We start from the raw sequence: 19,410 nt of genomic DNA on the forward strand, positions 1-19,410 counted from the left end.
GGTTTCATTTCATTATCCTGTAGAAACTTTCCAAGATTGAACCAGTAATGCCCTGTCGGTTCCATACCTGGAACCACCTTATCCTTCTCATGTCTTTCTTTGAGGTTCAGGATCCATTCCTTAAATGTCACAAATCCAGCCTCTGTATTGCTAAACTTAAATGGCTTCTTCGAATACTCGATTCCTCTGTAATCAAAAGCTCTGGCATAGTGCATTTCACTTCCGACATCAATTCCGAGTACCAAAGTTTTTTCTGTAATAGCTTCAATTTTTGCGTTCTGTGTGTTAGACTTCATTGTAGATACCTCTCTGTATAATAAGATTTTTACTAACCTGCCAGTCAGTAGTCTTATTGTACTCTGAGGTATTTTCAATTTTCAACGTCTACGCTTTTTATTATACAGGAAGCTCCTTTTACTTTTTGAAATAATTTTCTCGAAATCCTAACTGCATTACCAGGTCATTATACTTCGGATATGGAAAAGTATCGGGAGGTGTTTTCATGTATCGAAAAATTACAATATTTTTAGAATACTGGAAAAACAGTAAACATCGCAAACCATTGATATTGCAGGGGGCCAGACAGGTAGGCAAAACCTATTCTGTTCTCGAATTTGGACGTACCCATTACGAAAATACTGTTTACTTTAATTTTGATACAAATCCAAAGCTTAAGCAGACATTTGATGAAGACATTAGTCCTGAATACTTGGTTCCGATTCTTTCTCATATATCCAGTCAGACGATTGTCCGCGAAACAACATTAATTGTATTTGATGAAAACAAGAAAATCGTGCCTCTGTATGCTGCTTTTTGTATATAAAATACTTTTTACAAAGATAACCAGAAATTTTATGTATTCTTCACAAAAGGAACACATCTTTGCGTTACACTAAAGCCATCAATTTTAAGGAGGCAATCGAGTATGACAGCTAATACAAAAACAACCTGGAGTGTCTGGGGAATCCTTTTTGGCATGGCGATTGTGCTGGGAATCGGAGTGGCATTTTTAGCATTTACTTTAACCAGAGATCCACAGATTCTGGCATTTTTATATGATAAAATCACAGTTCCGCAGAGCCTGCACTTCATTACCAATTTTAAATGGATTTTTAACCTGCTGGTTGTCTGCGTAACAGCAATTCCGGCCGCAGCCGTACTTTATGTAAGCGAGCGGGGATTCAGCCGCTGCGTGCAGCCAAAAGAAAAATAAAGACAGATAAACAAGAAGTGATATATGCTCTAAGTGACTTCTTAATCATGATATTTGTCATGGTTAGTGAAGAAATCACTTAGAGCATTTTTGTTTCAAGACGAACTTGAGATTGAGATCGCGGAACTGGAAAAGGCTGTTACCGGCTACGAGCAGAGCCAGAAATCAGCAGAGAAATTTATAGCCTTGATTGACAAGTATGAGAATTTTGACACGCTGACAAACACCATCCACAAGCAGCCAGTCGGGAGAATATGACATTCCCGATGACCTGCCCAATCGCCGGACAGGTCATGGTCGCGGTTCTTATCCGGCAGCGGCTCGCCCATTGCCAGCAATGCTACGACCTGCTCCAGCAGCTCGATCTTCAAGCCACGCTTTATGGCTCGTTTGTAGTCTTTTTTGAAACCGGTCGTGTATTTAACGGTATATTTGGTTTCTTTCATCTTTTCAGGTCAGCAAAGCTGAATCGGAATCCGAGCTTCCAGTTTGCACGTTTAAGTTCTGATTTAGCTAATCGCTTACTCTCCTGTATAATAAACATTTTTTCCAGAACCATTTATATGCAATTTTCCGGCACTGGATAATTCCTTTAAGATCCTATACGCTTTTGTTGTACCTATATTTAAAAGCGCTTCGGTTTCTTTTCTTGTTATTTTTTTATGCTCTGCTACATATGAGAGAATTTCAGCTTTTTCAGAAGATAGCGGCTGTCGGTAAACTGCTACCAGACGTTTCCTTGGTTTTGACAGCTTTTGTATTCCTTCGTTTCTATTTGGAAGTGTAACACGGAAAACACCTTTTGCTGTTTCAAAAAAAGGCTTTTTTTCGTTATCTCCATAGGCTCGTTGAATTTTTCCAATTCCTGTACCATAACTTTCTATTAACATCATGCGATAAAAAATAGCTGCCAAATTAGGATTCCTTGGCTGCGATACACCCAGAAAAATAGAATTTAATTCCAGTCCAGAAACCAATCCTCCCAATGAGACAATTTCTATACGATCGTCATAAATATTTATAAGATTACTTCCGCTAAACGAATAATCTCGATGAACAATACTATTTAAAAGAGATTCTCTGATTGCCTCTTCTGGGTAATCTTTTTTATCAATACGGATTAAACCCGAAAAACTGGCTTGCGTTTTATTGTTTAAATCAATAAACTGATAAACGTCTTCCAATTGTTTTAAAATAGAACCAGAAAATTCCTTTCTATCTCTGAAAACCGCTTTATCTGTTCCTTGAAAAAGAGCCACTTTTGTTGTTACTTCACATTGATCCGATAATAGCAATGCAAGATTTGTGTATAAATGATCATCACCTATCAGTTTTAATGTTTGCATCTGTGATCTTCCAAACGCAATTTTTCGTTTGTGCATCTCATTTTCAAAATACTCAAATGTCAAATCCTGATTCATGCTTCGGCTTGTTTCATAGGAACATCTGCCGCTTTGAATGATCATTTCCCGGATGCCCTCATCTGTCATGGGTTGTGAAGAACTTCCTTTTCGAACATATACACCACTGGGCTTTAGACCTTTTTCCCGAATATAATATGGACGATTCGTTCCTGTTGCAATATTAATTTCAACGACCGTTTTTCCGTCAATTTCCACAATTTTTATATTGACAAAAGGCATAATATCAGGTGCGATAGAATCTTTTAAAGAACCTGCAACCTGAAGCATGATTGCATCTGGATCATCTACGCCAATAATTGCTCCATCTTTTCTAACACCAATCAAAATAGTACCTCCAGAAGCATTTGCAAAGGCAATTACTTCTTTTCGAATCTCAGGTACATATTCTTGCTTAAATTCCACCTCTTGATTCTCAAACGAAAGCATACTATTCACCTTTCTTTCTTTCTTTCTTTCTTTCTTTCTTTCTTTCTTTCTTTCTTTCTTTCTTTCTTCTATTGTATTTGGGAAAGAAAGAAAAGTCAACGAAAAAAAGAAACGAAAAATCGACAAATCCCACCTCCCGATACTTTTCTATATCCGAAGTATAATGACCTGGTAATGCAGTTAGGATTTCGAGAAAATTATTTCAAAAAGTAAAAAGGAGAGTGCATTAATTATGAGAAAGCAGACTAAATTAGTTGCAGTACTTTCTGCAGCAGCTTTACTCGCTATGGGTGCTTCCATGACTTCTTTCGCAGCTGGTTGGGAGAAAGATGACGCTGGTGTTTGGCACTACTATGACAGCGACGATGAGATGGTAACAGGCGAGTGGAAAAAAGACGGTGGTAAGTGGTTCTATCTGGATGATGACGGCAACATGCTGACAGATTCTTGGGTAGACGATGACTACTATGTAGCTGAAGATGGTCATATGCTGACTAACGAGTGGAAGAAGACCGTGTCCGATGACGATCAGGATGATCCGGACGAGGATGGCGAAAGCTGGTACTACTTCGGCAGCAAGGGTAAAAAGACCACTTCTGATGATAAAAAGATCAATGGCAAGACTTACTTCTTCGATGAAGATGGAAAAATGCAGTATGGTTGGTATGCTGATTCTAACAACAACGTATACTACTTAGGCGAAGAGGATGACGGTGCTAGAACCAACTCTTCTTGGCTGTGGTTAGCTGCTCCGGATTCCGAAGATGATGATGAGAAAGATGCAGCAGATGCCGTAAGCCATGATTCTCAGAATGATGATGATCCGTGTGATGAAGAAGGTTGGTACTGGTTCGGTAGCGACGGTAAGATGTACAAAGACGCTAAGCAGAAAAAGATCAACGGTAAATACTACTACTTCAACAATCATGGTCAGATGCTGTATGAGTGGATCAATGGTGTTAAAGCAAACGTGGCTTCCAATGCAAAACTGGATAGCGATTCCATCGAAGCTACCGCTTCTGAAGTACGTTACATGAACGTAGTTGAAGAGGGCTGGAGAGCTGATGGCTGGTATCAGATCGATGGTGCTGATGCACTTAAGGCAGGCGATGATACCGATTGGTATTACTTCAAAGACGGTAAGGCTAAGAAAGCTGATGACGGTGAGAAGAACAATACTGACTTAACTGATGACGGTGCTAAAGTATATACCAAGAAGATCAAGATCAATGGCAAGAACTTCTGCTTCAATGAAATTGGTCAGATGCAGACTGGTTTACAGATGATCGATAAGAAATTCTACTACTTCGACAATGATGGTTATATGAAGACCGGCAAGATTGCTAATGTTGAAGAAGAGGATGATAACTACACCTACTACTTCGAGACCAAGAATGGTAAGAATGGTCAGGGTTATACAGGTGAGAAATCCGGTTACCTTTACTGGAATGGCAAGAGACTGGAAGCAGATGATGATTACAGAATCTATGTTGTAGATAAGAAATACTATCTGGTAAACAACAAAGGTAAACTTCAGAAATCTACTTCTAAAGAGTATGATGTAGAAAATTTTGGTGATGACGTTAAGTTTACGTTCAGAAACACATACGAGATTGCCTCTTCTACTAAAGATGGTTCTGAGGGCACCTATAAGAACGCCGCTACATTACCGAAGATTGAGCTGTTCGACAATGCAATTTATCAGGATGCACTGGGCGTTACACACTACGAGAATACAGATGCTTACGAGGCAGCACAGAACGCTGTAGCTAATAAATAATCTATATCTCAAATAACATTTAAAGAAGAGCTGTTACACAAACGTGTGGCAGATCTGAATAAAATGAAAAGGGTTGTGCACTTATATGGTGTAACAACCCTTTTTTGTTAGGGCGATTCCCAGGGGACTTTTTTCTATCTGTTCAATCTCTTTCTCCACCTTGTTTCCCCCATCCTTTCATGATATGATAATAAAAACAGCCTGATTTTTCGAAAGGAGCGATGATTCTATGACGAATCTTAATATTCCGGTTGGCGTCTCGGATTTTTCTCAGATACGTGAAAATGAATATTACTATGTGGATAAAACGGGACTCATTTCGGAATTATTAAAGAAAAGCACAGCAAACGTCACGCTGATTACTCGCCCCAGACGATTTGGAAAGACGCTGGCTATGAGTATGCTGGAACATTTTTTCGATATTCGACATGATAACCATTCGTTATTTCAAGATTTGGAAATCAGTCATGAATCAGCTATTTGTCAAACATGGATGAATCAGCGTCCGACTCTTTTTATTACCTTTAAGGATGTAGATGGGATTACATTTGACAGTGCTTTTGATATGCTGAAATTTGTCATATCCCAGATATGCATCGAATACTCTTATTTGGAGCAAAGCGATGCCGTCAGCGATGCATATAAAGAGATTTTTAAACGACTAAAAAATCAGACTGCATCTGCAACAGATGTAAAGGGTTCTATCCTGATTTTGATGAAAATGATGCAGGCTTATTATGGGAAGACAGTTATTCTTTTGTTGGATGAATACGATGTTCCCGTTGCGAAAGCAAGCAGCAATGGGTATTATCAGGAAATGCTGGAAATCATGAAAGCAATGATGAGTACCTCATTAAAAGATAATTCCAGCCTCTGCTTTGCGGTTGTGACAGGATGCTTGAAAATTGCTAAAGAAAGTATCTTCACTGGAACCAATAATTTTGTTTCGGATACCATCACAGATTCTCGATTAAATGAATATTTTGGCTTTACACAAAACGATGTAAATCAGATTTTAAAGGAATCCAATACTGCCGAATATTCGGATGAAATTAAAGCCTGGTATGACGGTTATCATTTCGGATGCTTTGATGTATATTGCCCGTGGGATGTGATGAATTATCTTCGGGATCTTCAGCATAATCCTTCCATGAAGCCTGAGAGTTATTGGAAGAATACAAGCGATAATGCAATTATTCGCTCTTTCATTGATTATGCTGGAAGCAGTATCACAATGAAATTGGAAAAATTATTGTCCGGCGGATATATTTTCCAAAAGATTGAAGAAAATTTAACCTATGATTATCTTCATTCTTCCGAGGATAACTTATGGAGTATTTTATATTTAACCGGTTATCTGACGCGCGTTCGAGAGATGGATATTCAAGAAACTATTCCAGATGGAACAACCGCGTTGATGATTCCGAATAGGGAAATCAAAGATATTTTTGAGTCAACAATTATAAAATGGTTTAACGAATCAACGAAGCATTGGAACCGCACAGAATTATTTCATGCGGTATGGGATGGAAACAGCGACAGGATGACGGATGAGATGAATAAACTTTTAAGAAAAACCATCAGTTATCATGATTACCGAGAAGACTTTTACCATGCATTTCTGGCAGGTATTTTTACTGGTGCCGGTTATGTGGTGGAGTCGAATAAAGAGCATGGAGAAGGACGAAGCGATGTGATTGTCTACGACTCTGAAAATGGACAATTGGCCCTTTTTGAAGTGAAATATTCCAGCACGCTTGACCAGATGAAACAATCCTGCCAAAAAGCACTTGCCCAGATCGATGAAAAAATGTATGCAAAAGAATTTGAGGATTCCTATGATAAAATTTTGTGTTATGGAATTGCTTTTTTTAAGAAACGCTGCCTGGTATATTTGAAAGATTGAATTAGTAAACGGTACAACGTTCGACCTTGACAAAAAGAGGACTCCGCCACCTCAGACTTCTCTGAAGTGACGGAGTCCTCTTATATCAAGCTATCAGCTTAATGATTCAGATTTGAATTGGATGTCAAATCACATCGGCCGCAAAAAGAGGATTTCTCAATCAACATCTCTTTTTACTGCCGCCGTGACAAATAACTTGCTTTTCATTTTTTAAATTCTAAAATTTTACATTCATGTTTTCGCGTCTTTAAATCATAATTGATTCCAACCAGCAGCATATTTCCTGAATAATCTTCCAGATTCTGGAAATATTGTTTTTTTAATATCTGGTGAATTGCGCCTTCGGCCGATTTGTTCCATTTTAGTTCGACAATCAAAGCTGGCTTATCCGGAAATTCTTTTCGCGGTAAATAAACTATATCTGCAAATCCAGATCCCGATGGAAATTCACGATAAACCCGATAAAAGTTTCTGGCAGCGTAGAGTGCCAGTGATACAGTATAACTCAGTGCATTTTCATTATTATACTGTAAATGGGATGTTTCAAAATGAGCCTGTTCCATATAGACAGCTACTTTTTCTTCATCTTTTCTCCAGATAGCATTAAGTAAATCAGCTGAGTTTTTTAATGCTTTCGAGACCTCTCCCCATTGAGAAACCGAAACCGCATTTACAAACTCTCCACGGATTTCATTATTCGGAATAAAAACTGATTTATGGCTGAAATCGTATCCAAGATATCCCAGATGAATCAGCAAAGTCAGGACATCATCCTCGCTGTGAAATGTCGTCATATCATTGCTGAAACTACCTGTATTGACCGGTACCATTTCTCCGGCCATCATGCTGAGAACATCGTCTTTCAGCCCATCAAAATTCATGTCAATATATCCGCGCAGTGCCTCAAATGTTTCGGTCTGGTTCCAATAAGAATCGCAGATACCAGAAGTCATAGCAGCCACAACCGAACGCGGACTGTAAATAGAAGAGGCTTTTTCAAAGCGATATCCATCATACCATTCTTTGATTTCTGCCAAATCCATTTGATAATCTGAGCAGAGGCAGCGCACCTCATTTTCTGTGAAACCGACATATTGCGCCAGAACACCTGGATTTGCCATCGAGAATTCATCAAACATATTGAGCGCAGAATGGGTACCGTATTTTTTTATTGGCAATATTCCTGTCATATATGCCAGATGTATATGTGCCTTATCCTTTAGAAAATCACGAAGAAAATCCAGATATCGTTCCTGAGCCGCTTTATCTTCTGCGTATTCCCTAAAAATACAATCCCATTCATCAATGATTATAATAAATGGCTCATTTGTTTCAGCATAAATTTCCTTCATATTTTCCGTCAGATCTAATTCATCATAAAAATCAATCGTTGGATATTCACGGCGAATTTCTCTCATGAGTGAACGCCGGATCCGCTGAATCAATTCTTCTACATTAGAGCTTCGACTTAAAAATTCCTGGATATTTAAAAATATAGTTGTGTAAGTGTTTAAATATTTTTTATAATCTTTTGAACAGCTGATTTTTCGGTCTTTAAATAAAGTATCAGACTGACATCCCTTACTATAATAAGCAGCCAGCATATTGGCTGTAATGGATTTTCCAAATCTCCTTGGGCGGCTGACGCAGATATTTTTCTGGTTTGTTGCCAGCACACTGTTGGTATAAGAAATCAGCTCTGTTTTATCTACATAGATCTGAGAATGCACCGCTTCTGAAAAAGCTGCGTTTCCGGGATTTAAATATATACCCATATGGCTCCCTCTCTTTTTAATAAAACTGCACGTTTATCACACATCATGATAATTTGTTGTTTTTATTATCATATCATGAAAGAATCAGTGAAACAAGACTTGGAAGATATGCTTAAACTCAAAATGATAGTACTGCAGAGAGTTTTGCATATTCTATTCTTTAACTGACAGAGGGCAAATGCAGTCATACAGACAGGCTTCATTTACATTGCGACCACATAAAAAACTCCGCCATCTCGAAACACTTCGAGGTATCGGAGCTCTTTTTACTAAAAAAGAAGCGGCATTCCAGGAAATATCCTGAAATACCGCTTCTCAATTATCCTAGGTCAAATGACTAATCGAATAAAATTCAGATTAATTATTTGTTTAATCCTAACCAACCTTCAACAGCCTTAGTACCAGCCAGATTTGTGTAGGTATAAATATCGTCATCATACAGCTGGATGAACGGTACAGATACGATCTGATCCTCTGTAACAACATCTTTACCAAACTGAGCTTCTGCATCAGCAATCAGATCCTCAGCTTTGATTGTCTTACCGCTAGCTAAAGTAACGGATACAACTTTCTTGCCGCTGATCTCTACTTTTACATCATCCTCAGCGATGCCCTTGTTCTCGATGTCATACTTCTTGGAGGTCTTCTGAACTTTACCCTTGGTATTGGTCAGATAGATATCTCCATCATAGTAGTACAGTCTGTAGTCATCATCTGCATCCAGTCTCTTACCGTTGAAGTACAGATAATCATCTTTCAGACCATTGTAGCCAAGACCATTCTTACCATTCTTGGTGTTGAAGTAGAATGTGTAATCATCATCGTCGTTCTCTACAGATGTTACGCGGCCAGTCTTCTGATAGCCGTTGGCATCGAAGTAGTAGAATCCGCCGTCAGCCTGGCAGTACTGTAAGCCATCCTGCATCTGACCTTTTTCGTTGAAGGAGAAGTATTTACCTTCAATTTTGATTCTCTGAACGTATACAGCTCCGTCATCATCGTAAGTAGCGAAGTCTTTGGAACCGCCATCAGCGTATTTAACTTCACCGTCATCGATGTAGTACCAGTCTGTATCACCATCAGCATCCAGATCCTCAGCGCCGTCGATCTGATACCAGCCGTTACCTCTGGAACCATCTTCAACTTCGTTGTAGTATCTCATTACGCTGGTTGTAGCTAATTCGCCCTTAGCAAGGTTACCATCAAGCTGTGCGTTGGAACCCTGTTCAACAGCCTTACCATCAATCCACTCGTACAGCATCTGACCGTGCTCGTTGAACATATAGTATTTGCCGTTGATTTTCTTCTTGCCTGTGTCATGATATGCTTTACCAGAAGACTGGAACCAGTACCAACCCTCATCATCACAGTTGTCATCTTCAGAACAATCAAGAACTACTTCCAGATCATCATCATCATCCAGATCGTTCTCATTGTTACCGGATTTCTCAAGCCACAGCCACTTAGACTCAGCTCTCCAACCTTCGTCCTCAGTACCTAAGTAGTATGCGTTGCCGTCTTCCTCGTGCCAGCCATACTGCATCTCACCATCTTCGTTGAAGTAGTAGGTCTTGCCATTGATCTTCTTATCTGTATCGGTAACTTTTTTACCTTTGTTGTTGAAGTAGTACCAATGCTCGCCGCCGTCTTCCGGATCATCTTCATCCTCATCAGCCATGGTCTTTTTCCACTCGTTGGTCAGCATATGACCATCTTCAGCTACATAGTAGTCATCATCTACCCATGTATCTGTCTCCATCTCACCATCTTCGTCAAGATGGAACCATTTACCGCCATCTTTCTTCCACTCATCGGTTACCATCTCATCATCGCTGTCATAGTAGTGCCAAACTCCAGCGTCATCTTTCTCCCAACCAGCTGCGAAAGAAGTCATGGAAGCACCCATAGCGAGTAAAGCTGCTGCAGAAAGTACTGCAACTAATTTAGTCTGCTTTCTCATAATTAATGCACTCTCCTTTTTACTTTTTGAAATATTTTTCTCGAAATCCTAACTGCATTACTAGGTCATTATACTTCGGATATGGAAAATTATCAATAGTTTTTTTACAGAATTTCCAACTTTTTATTTTGAAGTGGAATATTGTCTGTATTTCCTATGTTTCTCTTCCCTGTGAAGTACTGCCTTTCTCCGATACATTCACATTATAATACACGTTTTTCCAAAATACCATAACATTTATCTGTGCATTTTCTTACGGATTTTTTACGAAAATTCTTTATAGTTTCGTAATTGTATTTATATTTGTACAATCCTGTTTTAACCGCTAAAATGCCTGTATTTCCAGTATTTTTTACGTTTCTTATTTCCCACAGACCACCTTATCAAGCCTTTCGTCACTATTCACGCATACGTGCCCAGTAACAGTCTTTATTCTCCCCCCGCAGCATTGCTTTTTCCGTTTACTTTCTCTGTGTTTATGCTATAATGTTCATATATCACTTTTAATTTTATTTTTTGAACACACAACAGCTAGAACCTATTTTCACTCTTATCCATCTATAATGATGACGAAATACGTGAATATATAAGAGAAAAATAAAAGAATTTAATAATTCAGGAGGTTTTATATGGATCGCTATGGACTGATCTGCCGGAGTTTCTATGAGAATCCGGATGTGACCCAGCGGGAGCTTGCTTCGATTTTGAATCTTTCCCTGGGGACTGTGAATAAATTGCTTGGGGACTGCCTGGAGGAGGCATTTCTCATGACGGATATGGATACGGGGAAATATCTGCTGACCGAACAGGGGCTTAAGTATCTGGAACAATTTAAAGTGGATGGCGCCGTCATTACCGCCGCCGGGTTTGGCTCTCGGTTTGTGCCGCTGACGTTTGAAACGCCAAAAGGGCTTCTGGAAGTGTTTGGCGAGCGGATGATTGAGCGCCAGATCAAGCAGCTCCATGAAGCGGGGATCACGGATATCACAATTATCGTCGGTTATTTAAAGGAAAAGTTTGAATATCTGATCGACAAATATCAGGTCAAACTCCTCTATAACCCGGAGTACGCCACCAAAAATAATCTGGCTACGATCTACCATGCCCGCGAGCTGTTCCGCGGCCGCAATATGTATCTGCTTGTCTCGGACAACTGGATTCGGAACAATATGTACCATAAATATGAGTGCGGCGCATGGTACTCTTCTGTTTATATGGATGGTGAAACGTCGGAATGGTGTCTTTCTTCTAATAAAAAGGGACGTATCACATCGGTGCAGGTCGGTGGGCATGATTCCTGGGTCATGTATGGACCTGCGTTCCTCTCGCGTGATTTTTCCAACCAGCTCATTCCGCTCATTGAGGAAGCCTATCATCAGCCTGGCACAGAACAATGGTACTGGGAACAGGTTGTCGTCGATCATATCAAAGAACTGGATTTTTCGATGAACTGCCAGCCGGCGGATCAGGTCTATGAGTTTGAAAACCTGGAAGAACTGCGCCTGTTTGATCCGAAATATCAGAATCATTCGGACAATGCCGCCATGCAGCTGGTCGCACACGTTTTCAATGTAAAAGAGGAAGCGATACACAACATCCGCTGTCTCAAATCTGGTATGACAAACCAGTCGTTCCTGTTTGAACTGGATGGAAAACATTATATCTGCCGCATTCCGGGTCCGGGAACAGAATTTCTGATTAACCGGAAAGAGGAGGAGGCTGTTTACAAGGCGGTCACACCGCTTGGCATTACCGAACATATTTTGTATTTTGACGGAAAAACCGGCTACAAGATCGCCCAGTATTATGAGGGCGCTCGGAATGCGGATGCAAAGAATCCGCAGGAGATGGCCGCCTGCATGGAGATGCTGCGGAAGCTGCATCATTCCGGCGTGACGGTTCCGCACACGTTCCGCATTCGGGAACGGATTGATTTTTATGAAAGGATCTGCCGCGGACATGAGGAAATGCTGTTCGAGGACTACCCGGCGGTCCGCGCCCGGATGAATGAACTGATGGATCGGCTGGATACACTGAAACGTCCTTGCTGCCTCTCCCATATTGATTCGGTTGCAGACAATTTCCTGTTTCTGCCGGACGGCTCCCTGCGTCTGATCGACTGGGAGTATGCAGGCATGTGCGATCCGCTCATTGATATTGCGATGTGCAGTATTTATTCATATTATTCACAGGAAGAGCTTGACCACCTTCTGGAAGAATACCTCCAGCACGCCCCATCAGACGAGGAACGCTTTGTCACGTATGCCTATGCGGCGCTCGGCGGTTTCCTGTGGGCGCTCTGGGCGGTCTTCAAGAGTATGGAAGGGCGCGAATTTGGCGATTACACGATCGTGATGTACCGGTATGCGAAAAATTATTATCGAAAAATTGTTTCCGAGGACTTGTTAAAATTGTAATATTTCCGTTAGGTATTTTACATTTTTCTATGTTATACTTATAAAGTAATTTGATATGATACCAGGGTCAAAAGGTCAGAAGTTCGACGCAAGCTTGCTTGCAGGAGAATTTTTGACCTGGGGACCCGCCAAAAACATGAGTAAGTAGCCATTTTTCAAAGAAAAATGAGCGAATTACGAATTTTTTTGAAGATTGCGGGAGCATATAGTGCGGAGCAATCTGGTATCAGAGGGGTCAAAATGCCTTTTGACCCCAACATCTTTGATATTAATTTCTACTGTAATCATAGATAACGATAAATCACATTGCAAGGGGGATACGCGATGCGGAAAAGATATGCAAAGCTGCTTGGGCTTGCCTGCCTGATCGGTGCCATGGGGCTGCTTCCTTCTTCCCAGAGCCGTGCGGCTGGATGGCTGAAGGACGGAAACTACTGGTACTACATGACCGACGACGGTCAGAAGCATACCGGATGGGTACATATCGGAGAGAAATATTATTATATGGATGAATCGACCGGCAAAATGGTGACTGGATGGCGTCAGGATTCATCCACTTCCGCCTGGTATTATTTCAACCAGAGCGGCGAGATGATGACTAAATGGCAGAAAATCAACAACTACTGGTACTATTTTAACCAGTACGGTGTGATGCAGAAGGGCTGGCTCCAGCTTGATACGGTCTGGTATTATCTGGGCGATGATGGACGGATGTTTACCAACTGGCAGAAGATGGATAACGGCACCTGGTACTATTTCGGCACGGACGGGGCGATGCGGACTGGCTGGCAGAAGGTAAACAGCACCTGGTATTATCTCGACGAAAATGGAAAAATGCTGACCGGTTGGCAGCTTATTAAAAATGAATACTACTATCTCCATGATGGCAAGATGCTGACTGGCTGGCTCAATGACAGCAACGGAAACACCTACTACATGGACAAGACAGACGGCAATATGAGCCGCGGCTGGAAGCAGATCGACGGCACCTGGTACTATTTCAATGAGTACGGACACCGTCAGAAAGGCTGGATTAAGGTATCCGGCACCTACTATTATCTGGATGAGAACGGTAAGATGGCTTCGAACACAACCCGGACGATTGATTCGGTGAAATACACCTTTGCCAAGAGCGGTGCGTGCCAGAATCCACCGTCCAGTCTCTCCGGCATGAGCGACAGCTATTTTGACCCAAGTGCTTCACAGGGAACAGGGACTTCGTCTGGCAGTTCTTCTTCAAGCAGCACTTCGGGGCCAAGCGGAACGGCTTCGAACAATTCCAATTCAGGGACCTCCAGTTCAGGTAACACCAACAATTCGAATAGTTCCGATCCTTCGACCAGTTTTACTGCACCGGGAAGTTCCAACAGCTCCAGCTCGTCAAATGCTTCTTCGTCGGGCACAACCGTTCCGATTCCTGGAAGCGGCTACAGCAGCTCCACTTCCACGCCGGGCGGGACTTCCAGTTCGTCAGGCTCTTCGAATAACCAGACAAGCAGCAGTTCCACCAGCGATACCGGCAATGTACCAAGCCGCATCTACAGCAACGGCACGTCTTACACCGCACCGACGACATCGAACTCCAGCTCGTCAGGCTCTTCGTCAAATTCGTCCGATAAACGGATTAACGGATTTACCTCCAATCAGGGCGATACGATTCAGGAGGGACAGACGCAGGGTCCTGGACGGAAATAAACCGTATTTGCAAAATATATAAGTGTTGTTAAAAAAAGATTTTGACCAACGATTCATAGCTTATATCGATGGTCAAAATCTTTTTAATTAAAATCATACCTTCTAAAAGCTGCCTACACCTCAAACACCAAATCCCCATAACTCGGAAATGGCCATAATTCTTTATCTACCAGCATTTCCAGTTCGTCTGCCGGTTTACGGAGAGCTACCATCGCCGGGCACACCTCATGCAGATAGGCGAATGCTTTTTCTTTGTTATCCTTGATCGCAGATGCCTTTGCCAGGATATCTTTGAGTGCCGCCAATGCCACCTTCATCTCTGAAAGTTTATCAGAGGTCTCTAAAAGCAGTTCTTTCTGGACACTGACATCGGCCTCCTCACAGGCAGTCCGGACGGCTGTCAGGGAGGAAGCAAGCTGAGTCGTATATTTGACAACCGCCGGGATGATCTGCTTGCTCGCCATGTCGATCATCGTCTTTGCCTCGATGTTGACGGTCTTGGAATATGCCTCATACTCAATCTCGGCGCGGGATTCCAGCTCGGTCCGGGTGTACACGCCAAATTCTTCAAAGAGCTTGATCGCTTTCTCGGTCCGGATTGCCTCGACAGAATCGATACCCGCTTTCAGGTTCGGGAGTCCACGGCGCTCTGCCTCTTTAACCCATTCCTCAGAATAACCATTTCCGCTGAAAATGATACGGCGGTGCTCTGCAAACAGACGCTTGATGATATCATGGACTGCGCTGTCAAAATCATCGCTGTTTTCCAATTCGTCCGCAGCCTCTTTAAACGCTTCTGCCACGATCGTGTTGAGCACGACGTTCGGGGATGAAACAGAATCCGAAGAACCAACCATACGGAACTCGAATTTGTTACCGGTAAACGCAAACGGTGAAGTACGGTTGCGGTCGGTTGCATCCTTGACGAAATCCGGAAGTGTCGCTACTCCCGTCTGAAGTACCTCGCCTTTCTTAGAATGTGCGGCTTCGCCCGTGCTGCACAACTGGTCGATAACATCCTCCAGCTGTTCGCCCAGGAAAATAGAGATGATCGCTGGCGGCGCCTCTGCCGCACCCAGACGATGATCGTTGCCCGGAATCGCGGTGGACTCGCGCAGCAGATCCGCGTGTCTGTCAACTGCTTTCATGATGCACGCCAGAACCAGAAGGAACTGTACATTTTCGTGCGGCGTCTCGCCCGGATTCATCATGTTGATGCCGTCGTCGCTCGTCAGGGACCAGTTGTTATGCTTACCGGAACCATTGATTCCGTCAAATGGTTTCTCATGCAGCAGACAGGTCAGACCGTGATGTCCTGCGACACGCTTCATCGCTTCCATGACCATCTGGTTGTGATCGACTGCCAGATTGACCTGACAATAGGTTGGTGCTAATTCATGCTGTGCTGGTGCAACTTCGTTGTGCTGTGTCTTTGCACTGACACCCAGACGCCACAGTGTCTCATTTAACTCTTTCATGAATGCACCGACTCTCGGACGGATGCTTCCAAAATAGTGATCATCCATCTCCTGTCCTTTCGGCGGCATCGCGCCAAACAGGGTACGACCGGTGTAGATCAGGTCTTTTCTCTGTAAATATTTGTTCTTATCAACCAGAAAATACTCCTGCTCCGGTCCCACATACGGAATCACACGGTGGGAAGTCGTATTTCCAAACAGGCGGAGAATCCGGAGTGCCTGCTCGTTGATTGCCTGCATGGAACGCAGCAGCGGTGTCTTCTTATCCAGTGCTTCGCCGCGGTACGAACAGAATGCAGTCGGTATGTAGAGTGTCACGCCCAGCGTATCTTCCCGCAGAAATGCCGGGGAAGTACAATCCCAGGTTGTATAGCCGCGTGCCTCAAAGGTGGAACGAAGTCCGCCCGACGGAAACGAGGATGCATCCGGCTCGCCCTTAATCAGCTCTTTACCGGAAAACTCCATGATAACGCGTCCGTTGGAATCCGGTACGGAGATAAACGCATCATGTTTTTCTGCCGTGATGCCGGTCAGCGGCTGAAACCAATGGGAATAATGCGTCGCACCGCGCTCGATCGCCCAGTCTTTCATCGCGTGTGCGACAACATCTGCGATGGACGGATCCAGCTCAGCTCCGTCTTCAATGGTTTTCTTCAGTTTTTTGTAAACACTTTTCGGAAGGCGTTCCTGCATCGCCTTGTCATTAAACACATTTTTTCCGAAAATTTCCGGTACATTGATAATCTCGCTCATTCAATCCCTCACATTAATATGAAAACAGACCGGACCGCCGGTATGTATATCCGCGTTGCGAAATGTACATCCCTGCAGTCCGGTCATGAACCTTACTTATTCATCAGGCTTTTCCGATAGAACCGAACAGTTCCATCTTTGTCTTAACCGTCTCTTTGATCGCCTCAAAACCAGGTGCAAGAAGTTTACGCGGGTCAAATCCTTTGCCCTGCTGATCTTTACCAGCCTCGATATACTGGCGGGTTGCCTCTGCAAATGCCAGCTGGCACTCAGTATTTACATTAATCTTCGCTACACCTAAAGAAATGGCTTTCTTGATCATATCTTCCGGAATACCGGTACCACCGTGAAGAACCAGCGGCATATCGCCTACTTTTTCTTTTACGGCTGCCAGCGTCTCAAAGCTTAAGCCTGGCCAGTTTGCCGGATATTTGCCGTGGATATTGCCGATACCTGCTGCCAGCATATCAACTCCGAGGTCTGCAATCGCCTTGCACTCGTTCGGATCTGCACATTCGCCCATACCGATCACGCCGTCTTCCTCGCCGCCGATGGAACCAACCTCAGCCTCCAGGGAAATACCTTTCTCCGCGCAGACTTTGACTAATTCTTTGGTTTTCTCTACGTTCTCGGCGATCGGATAATGGGAGCCGTCAAACATGATGGAAGAAAATCCAGCATCGATACATTTGTAGCAGCCCTCGTAGGTGCCGTGATCCAGATGCAGCGCAACCGGAACCGTGATGTTCAGCTCTTCGATCATCGCTTTTACCATCGCAGATACTGTCTTAAAGCCAGTCATATACTTGCCTGCGCCCTCTGAAACACCTAAGATAACCGGTGAGTTCTGCTCCTGTGCCGTCAGTAAAATCGCTTTGGTCCATTCAAGATTGTTGATGTTGAACTGACCAACCGCATATTTGCCATCTCTTGCCTTCTGAAGCATTTCCTTCGCACTAACTAACATATACAAACCTCCTCGTTGTCTCTTTTTGATCTAACCAGAGTCTATTATATACCATAATTCAGTATTTGCCTAGCCTGTCAAAAAAATAACAGGCAATTATTTTAATATTTTGTAACTTTTACTGTAAAATCTCCGAAACGGTCTTCTCCATCTCCTCCGGCTTGCACTGGCGGTTGTGACGGATCTCGGCCTTGCGGATCTCCTCGATCGCCTGCGGGATCTTCACGCCGGATGCTTTCTCCATCTCGTCGATAAGCTCGAACTCGCCCTTGCCTTCTTCGCTGCCGAAGATTGCCTCCATGACGCTGCGGGAGAATTTATATGGGCTTGCCGTCGATGCGATAACTGTCTTCTTGGTATCGCCTGTCTCCTTCACATAGTTATGGTATACGCAGGATGCAACGCCGGTATGCGTATCGATCATATAACCGGTCTCATCGTAGAGACGCTTGATCTCGGCTGCATTTGCCGCCTGATCGGCATAACCGCCGACAAAATCTGCCATGCGCGCACGCATCTTATCGGTAACCGAATATTTGCCATCTTTCGAAAGCTCTTCCATGCGTTTCTTGGTCTCCTCCGCATCGCAGCCGGTGGAGAGATAAATCAGACGTTCCAGGTTGCTGGAAATCAGAATATCCATCGACGGGGAAGAGGTCAGGATGAATGGACGGTTCTTGTCATATACGCCTGTCTTAAAGAAGTCGTACAGAACTTTATTGTCATTGGACGCGCAGATCAGCTTGTCGATCGGCACACCCATCTGTTTTGCAAAATAAGCAGCTAAGATATTGCCGAAGTTTCCGGTCGGAACGGTTACATTGATCTTCTCACCGTTCTCGATCTCGCCGTTTTCAAGCAGTTTTGCATACGCATATACATAGTATACAACCTGTGGTACGAGACGACCGATGTTGATGGAGTTTGCGGAAGAGAGCTGATAGCCTCTGCCTGCTAATTCTTTGGCAAATTCTTTGTCACCGAAGATTTTCTTGACACCGCTCTGTGCATCATCAAAGTTTCCGGAAATACCGACAACGCTTGTGTTCGCGCCCTTCTGGGTCAGCATCTGCAGCTCCTGCACACGGCTGACGCCGTCCTTCGGGTAAAATACGATAATTCTGGTTCCCTCAACATCTGCAAAACCAGCCATCGCTGCCTTTCCGGTATCGCCGGAGGTTGCGGTCAGGATCACAATCGTGTTCTCCGCATGGTTCTTCTTCGCCGATACGGTCATCAGATGCGGCAGGATCGAGAGCGCCATATCCTTGAAGGCAATCGTGCTTCCGTGGAACAGCTCCAGATAATATGCTCCGTCTGCTTTGACAAGCGGCGCAATCTCTTCCGTATCAAACTTACTGTCGTAAGCGCGCTCGATACAGGTTTTCAGCTCTTCCTCTGTGAAATCAGTCAGGAACTGCTTCATAACCGCATAAGCTACTTCCTGATATGTTTTATGGGATAATTCTTCCAGGCTGCAATCTAACGCCGGGATATGATCCGGCATGAACAGGCCACCGTCTGCTGCCAGTCCCTTTAAGATCGCCATCGAAGCCGTTACGTTGTTTTCACCGCCACGGGTACTGCTGTAATTGATTGCCATGATTTTCATCCTC

Annotated in this window: 13 protein-coding genes and 2 pseudogenes; 7 read left to right on the forward strand and 8 right to left on the reverse strand. The window is 43.3% G+C overall.

Annotation, left to right across the window (positions count from 1 at the left end):
* Positions 1–296, reverse strand: a 296-nt coding sequence (locus DWZ45_RS07080; RefSeq protein ID WP_147353104.1) for a transposase, incomplete at its 3' end; no start/stop codon positions are given.
* Between the two features lie 206 nt (positions 297–502).
* Here DWZ45_RS07080 and DWZ45_RS07085 point away from each other — a divergent pair.
* The 3 genes and pseudogenes from DWZ45_RS07085 to DWZ45_RS14815 all read left to right on the forward strand — a co-directional run.
* Positions 503–823, forward strand: coding sequence for an AAA family ATPase (locus DWZ45_RS07085; protein ID WP_107001446.1), 321 nt, complete (start codon positions 503–505; stop codon positions 821–823).
* A gap of 102 nt (positions 824–925) precedes the next feature.
* Positions 926–1,213 (forward strand): hypothetical protein, encoded by a 288-nt coding sequence (locus DWZ45_RS07090; protein ID WP_107001445.1) that lies wholly within the window; start codon positions 926–928, stop codon positions 1,211–1,213.
* A gap of 66 nt (positions 1,214–1,279) precedes the next feature.
* Positions 1,280–1,404 (forward strand): annotated as a pseudogene (locus tag DWZ45_RS14815) (hypothetical protein); the annotation flags it as partial.
* Positions 1,405–1,444: 40 nt separating this feature from the next.
* Here the strand turns inward: DWZ45_RS14815 and DWZ45_RS07095 are convergent.
* Together DWZ45_RS07095 and DWZ45_RS07100 are read right to left on the reverse strand one after the other, a co-directional pair.
* Positions 1,445–1,659 (reverse strand): annotated as a pseudogene (locus tag DWZ45_RS07095) (type II toxin-antitoxin system YafQ family toxin); the annotation flags it as partial.
* Between the two features lie 75 nt (positions 1,660–1,734).
* Positions 1,735–3,189 carry an RNA-binding domain-containing protein gene (locus DWZ45_RS07100; RefSeq protein WP_243023464.1) on the reverse strand — a complete coding sequence of 485 codons (1,455 nt, stop codon included), beginning with the start codon at positions 3,187–3,189 and terminating at the stop codon, positions 1,735–1,737.
* A 106-nt stretch (positions 3,190–3,295) separates the two neighbouring features.
* Here DWZ45_RS07100 and DWZ45_RS07105 point away from each other — a divergent pair, with 106 nt between their 5' ends.
* Both DWZ45_RS07105 and DWZ45_RS07110 read left to right on the forward strand, forming a co-directional pair.
* Positions 3,296–4,843 (forward strand): glucan-binding protein, encoded by a 1,548-nt coding sequence (locus DWZ45_RS07105; protein WP_118468350.1) that lies wholly within the window; start codon positions 3,296–3,298, stop codon positions 4,841–4,843.
* Between the two features lie 229 nt (positions 4,844–5,072).
* The gene (locus tag DWZ45_RS07110) at positions 5,073–6,749 is read left to right on the forward strand and encodes an AAA family ATPase (protein WP_118468352.1); all 1,677 of its coding nucleotides are present in this window, start codon (positions 5,073–5,075) and stop codon (positions 6,747–6,749) included.
* Positions 6,750–6,952: 203 nt separating this feature from the next.
* Here the strand turns inward: DWZ45_RS07110 and DWZ45_RS07115 are convergent, their stop codons facing one another.
* Positions 6,953–8,524: an AAA family ATPase gene (locus DWZ45_RS07115; protein WP_118468354.1), complete on the reverse strand. Its 1,572-nt coding sequence runs from the start codon at positions 8,522–8,524 to the stop codon at positions 6,953–6,955.
* A gap of 361 nt (positions 8,525–8,885) precedes the next feature.
* Positions 8,886–10,484, reverse strand: a complete 1,599-nt coding sequence (locus tag DWZ45_RS07120; RefSeq protein ID WP_118468355.1) for a glucan-binding protein — start codon at positions 10,482–10,484, stop codon at positions 8,886–8,888.
* A gap of 629 nt (positions 10,485–11,113) precedes the next feature.
* On the opposite strand from DWZ45_RS07120, the gene DWZ45_RS07125 reads away from it, so the two are divergent.
* On the forward strand, positions 11,114–12,901 hold the full coding sequence (locus DWZ45_RS07125) for a phosphotransferase (protein ID WP_118468357.1): 1,788 nt from the start codon (positions 11,114–11,116) through the stop codon (positions 12,899–12,901).
* A 324-nt stretch (positions 12,902–13,225) separates the two neighbouring features.
* Positions 13,226–14,596, forward strand: a complete 1,371-nt coding sequence (locus DWZ45_RS07130) for an N-acetylmuramoyl-L-alanine amidase family protein (RefSeq protein ID WP_118468359.1) — start codon at positions 13,226–13,228, stop codon at positions 14,594–14,596.
* 113 nt (positions 14,597–14,709) lie between these two features.
* On the opposite strand, the gene DWZ45_RS07135 is transcribed toward DWZ45_RS07130, so the two are convergent.
* The 3 genes from DWZ45_RS07135 to thrC all read right to left on the reverse strand — a co-directional run bounded on the left by DWZ45_RS07135 (position 14,710) and on the right by thrC (position 19,397).
* Complete coding sequence (locus tag DWZ45_RS07135) at positions 14,710–16,827, reverse strand: glutamine synthetase III (RefSeq protein WP_118468361.1); 2,118 nt, start codon at positions 16,825–16,827, stop codon at positions 14,710–14,712.
* Positions 16,828–16,930: 103 nt separating this feature from the next.
* Positions 16,931–17,794, reverse strand: a complete 864-nt coding sequence (gene fba, locus DWZ45_RS07140; protein ID WP_022360285.1) for a class II fructose-1,6-bisphosphate aldolase — start codon at positions 17,792–17,794, stop codon at positions 16,931–16,933.
* 118 nt (positions 17,795–17,912) lie between these two features.
* Entirely contained in the window at positions 17,913–19,397 is a 1,485-nt protein-coding gene (gene thrC / locus DWZ45_RS07145; RefSeq protein ID WP_118468566.1) for a threonine synthase, read from the reverse strand.
* Between the last annotated feature and the right edge of the window lie 13 nt (positions 19,398–19,410).

The organism is Clostridium sp. AF32-7AC, assembly GCF_003477925.1.
Lineage (GTDB): Bacteria > Bacillota > Clostridia > Lachnospirales > Lachnospiraceae > Otoolea > Otoolea fessa.

What these genes read in the sequence shown, in the direction of transcription:
- DWZ45_RS07125 (WP_118468357.1), top strand. Translation starts at nt 11,114, where the DNA reads ATGGATCGCTATGGACTGATCTGCCGGAGTTTCTATGAGAATCCGGAT.
- DWZ45_RS07105 (WP_118468350.1), top strand. Translation starts at nt 3,296, where the DNA reads ATGAGAAAGCAGACTAAATTAGTTGCAGTACTTTCTGCAGCAGCTTTA.
- DWZ45_RS07090 (WP_107001445.1), top strand. Translation starts at nt 926, where the DNA reads ATGACAGCTAATACAAAAACAACCTGGAGTGTCTGGGGAATCCTTTTT.
- DWZ45_RS07110 (WP_118468352.1), top strand. Translation starts at nt 5,073, where the DNA reads ATGACGAATCTTAATATTCCGGTTGGCGTCTCGGATTTTTCTCAGATA.
- thrC (WP_118468566.1), bottom strand. Translation starts at nt 19,397, where the DNA reads ATGGCAATCAATTACAGCAGTACCCGTGGCGGTGAAAACAACGTAACG.
- DWZ45_RS07120 (WP_118468355.1), bottom strand. Translation starts at nt 10,484, where the DNA reads ATGAGAAAGCAGACTAAATTAGTTGCAGTACTTTCTGCAGCAGCTTTA.
- DWZ45_RS07085 (WP_107001446.1), top strand. Translation starts at nt 503, where the DNA reads ATGTATCGAAAAATTACAATATTTTTAGAATACTGGAAAAACAGTAAA.
- DWZ45_RS07135 (WP_118468361.1), bottom strand. Translation starts at nt 16,827, where the DNA reads ATGAGCGAGATTATCAATGTACCGGAAATTTTCGGAAAAAATGTGTTT.
- DWZ45_RS07115 (WP_118468354.1), bottom strand. Translation starts at nt 8,524, where the DNA reads ATGGGTATATATTTAAATCCCGGAAACGCAGCTTTTTCAGAAGCGGTG.
- fba (WP_022360285.1), bottom strand. Translation starts at nt 17,794, where the DNA reads ATGTTAGTTAGTGCGAAGGAAATGCTTCAGAAGGCAAGAGATGGCAAA.
- DWZ45_RS07130 (WP_118468359.1), top strand. Translation starts at nt 13,226, where the DNA reads ATGCGGAAAAGATATGCAAAGCTGCTTGGGCTTGCCTGCCTGATCGGT.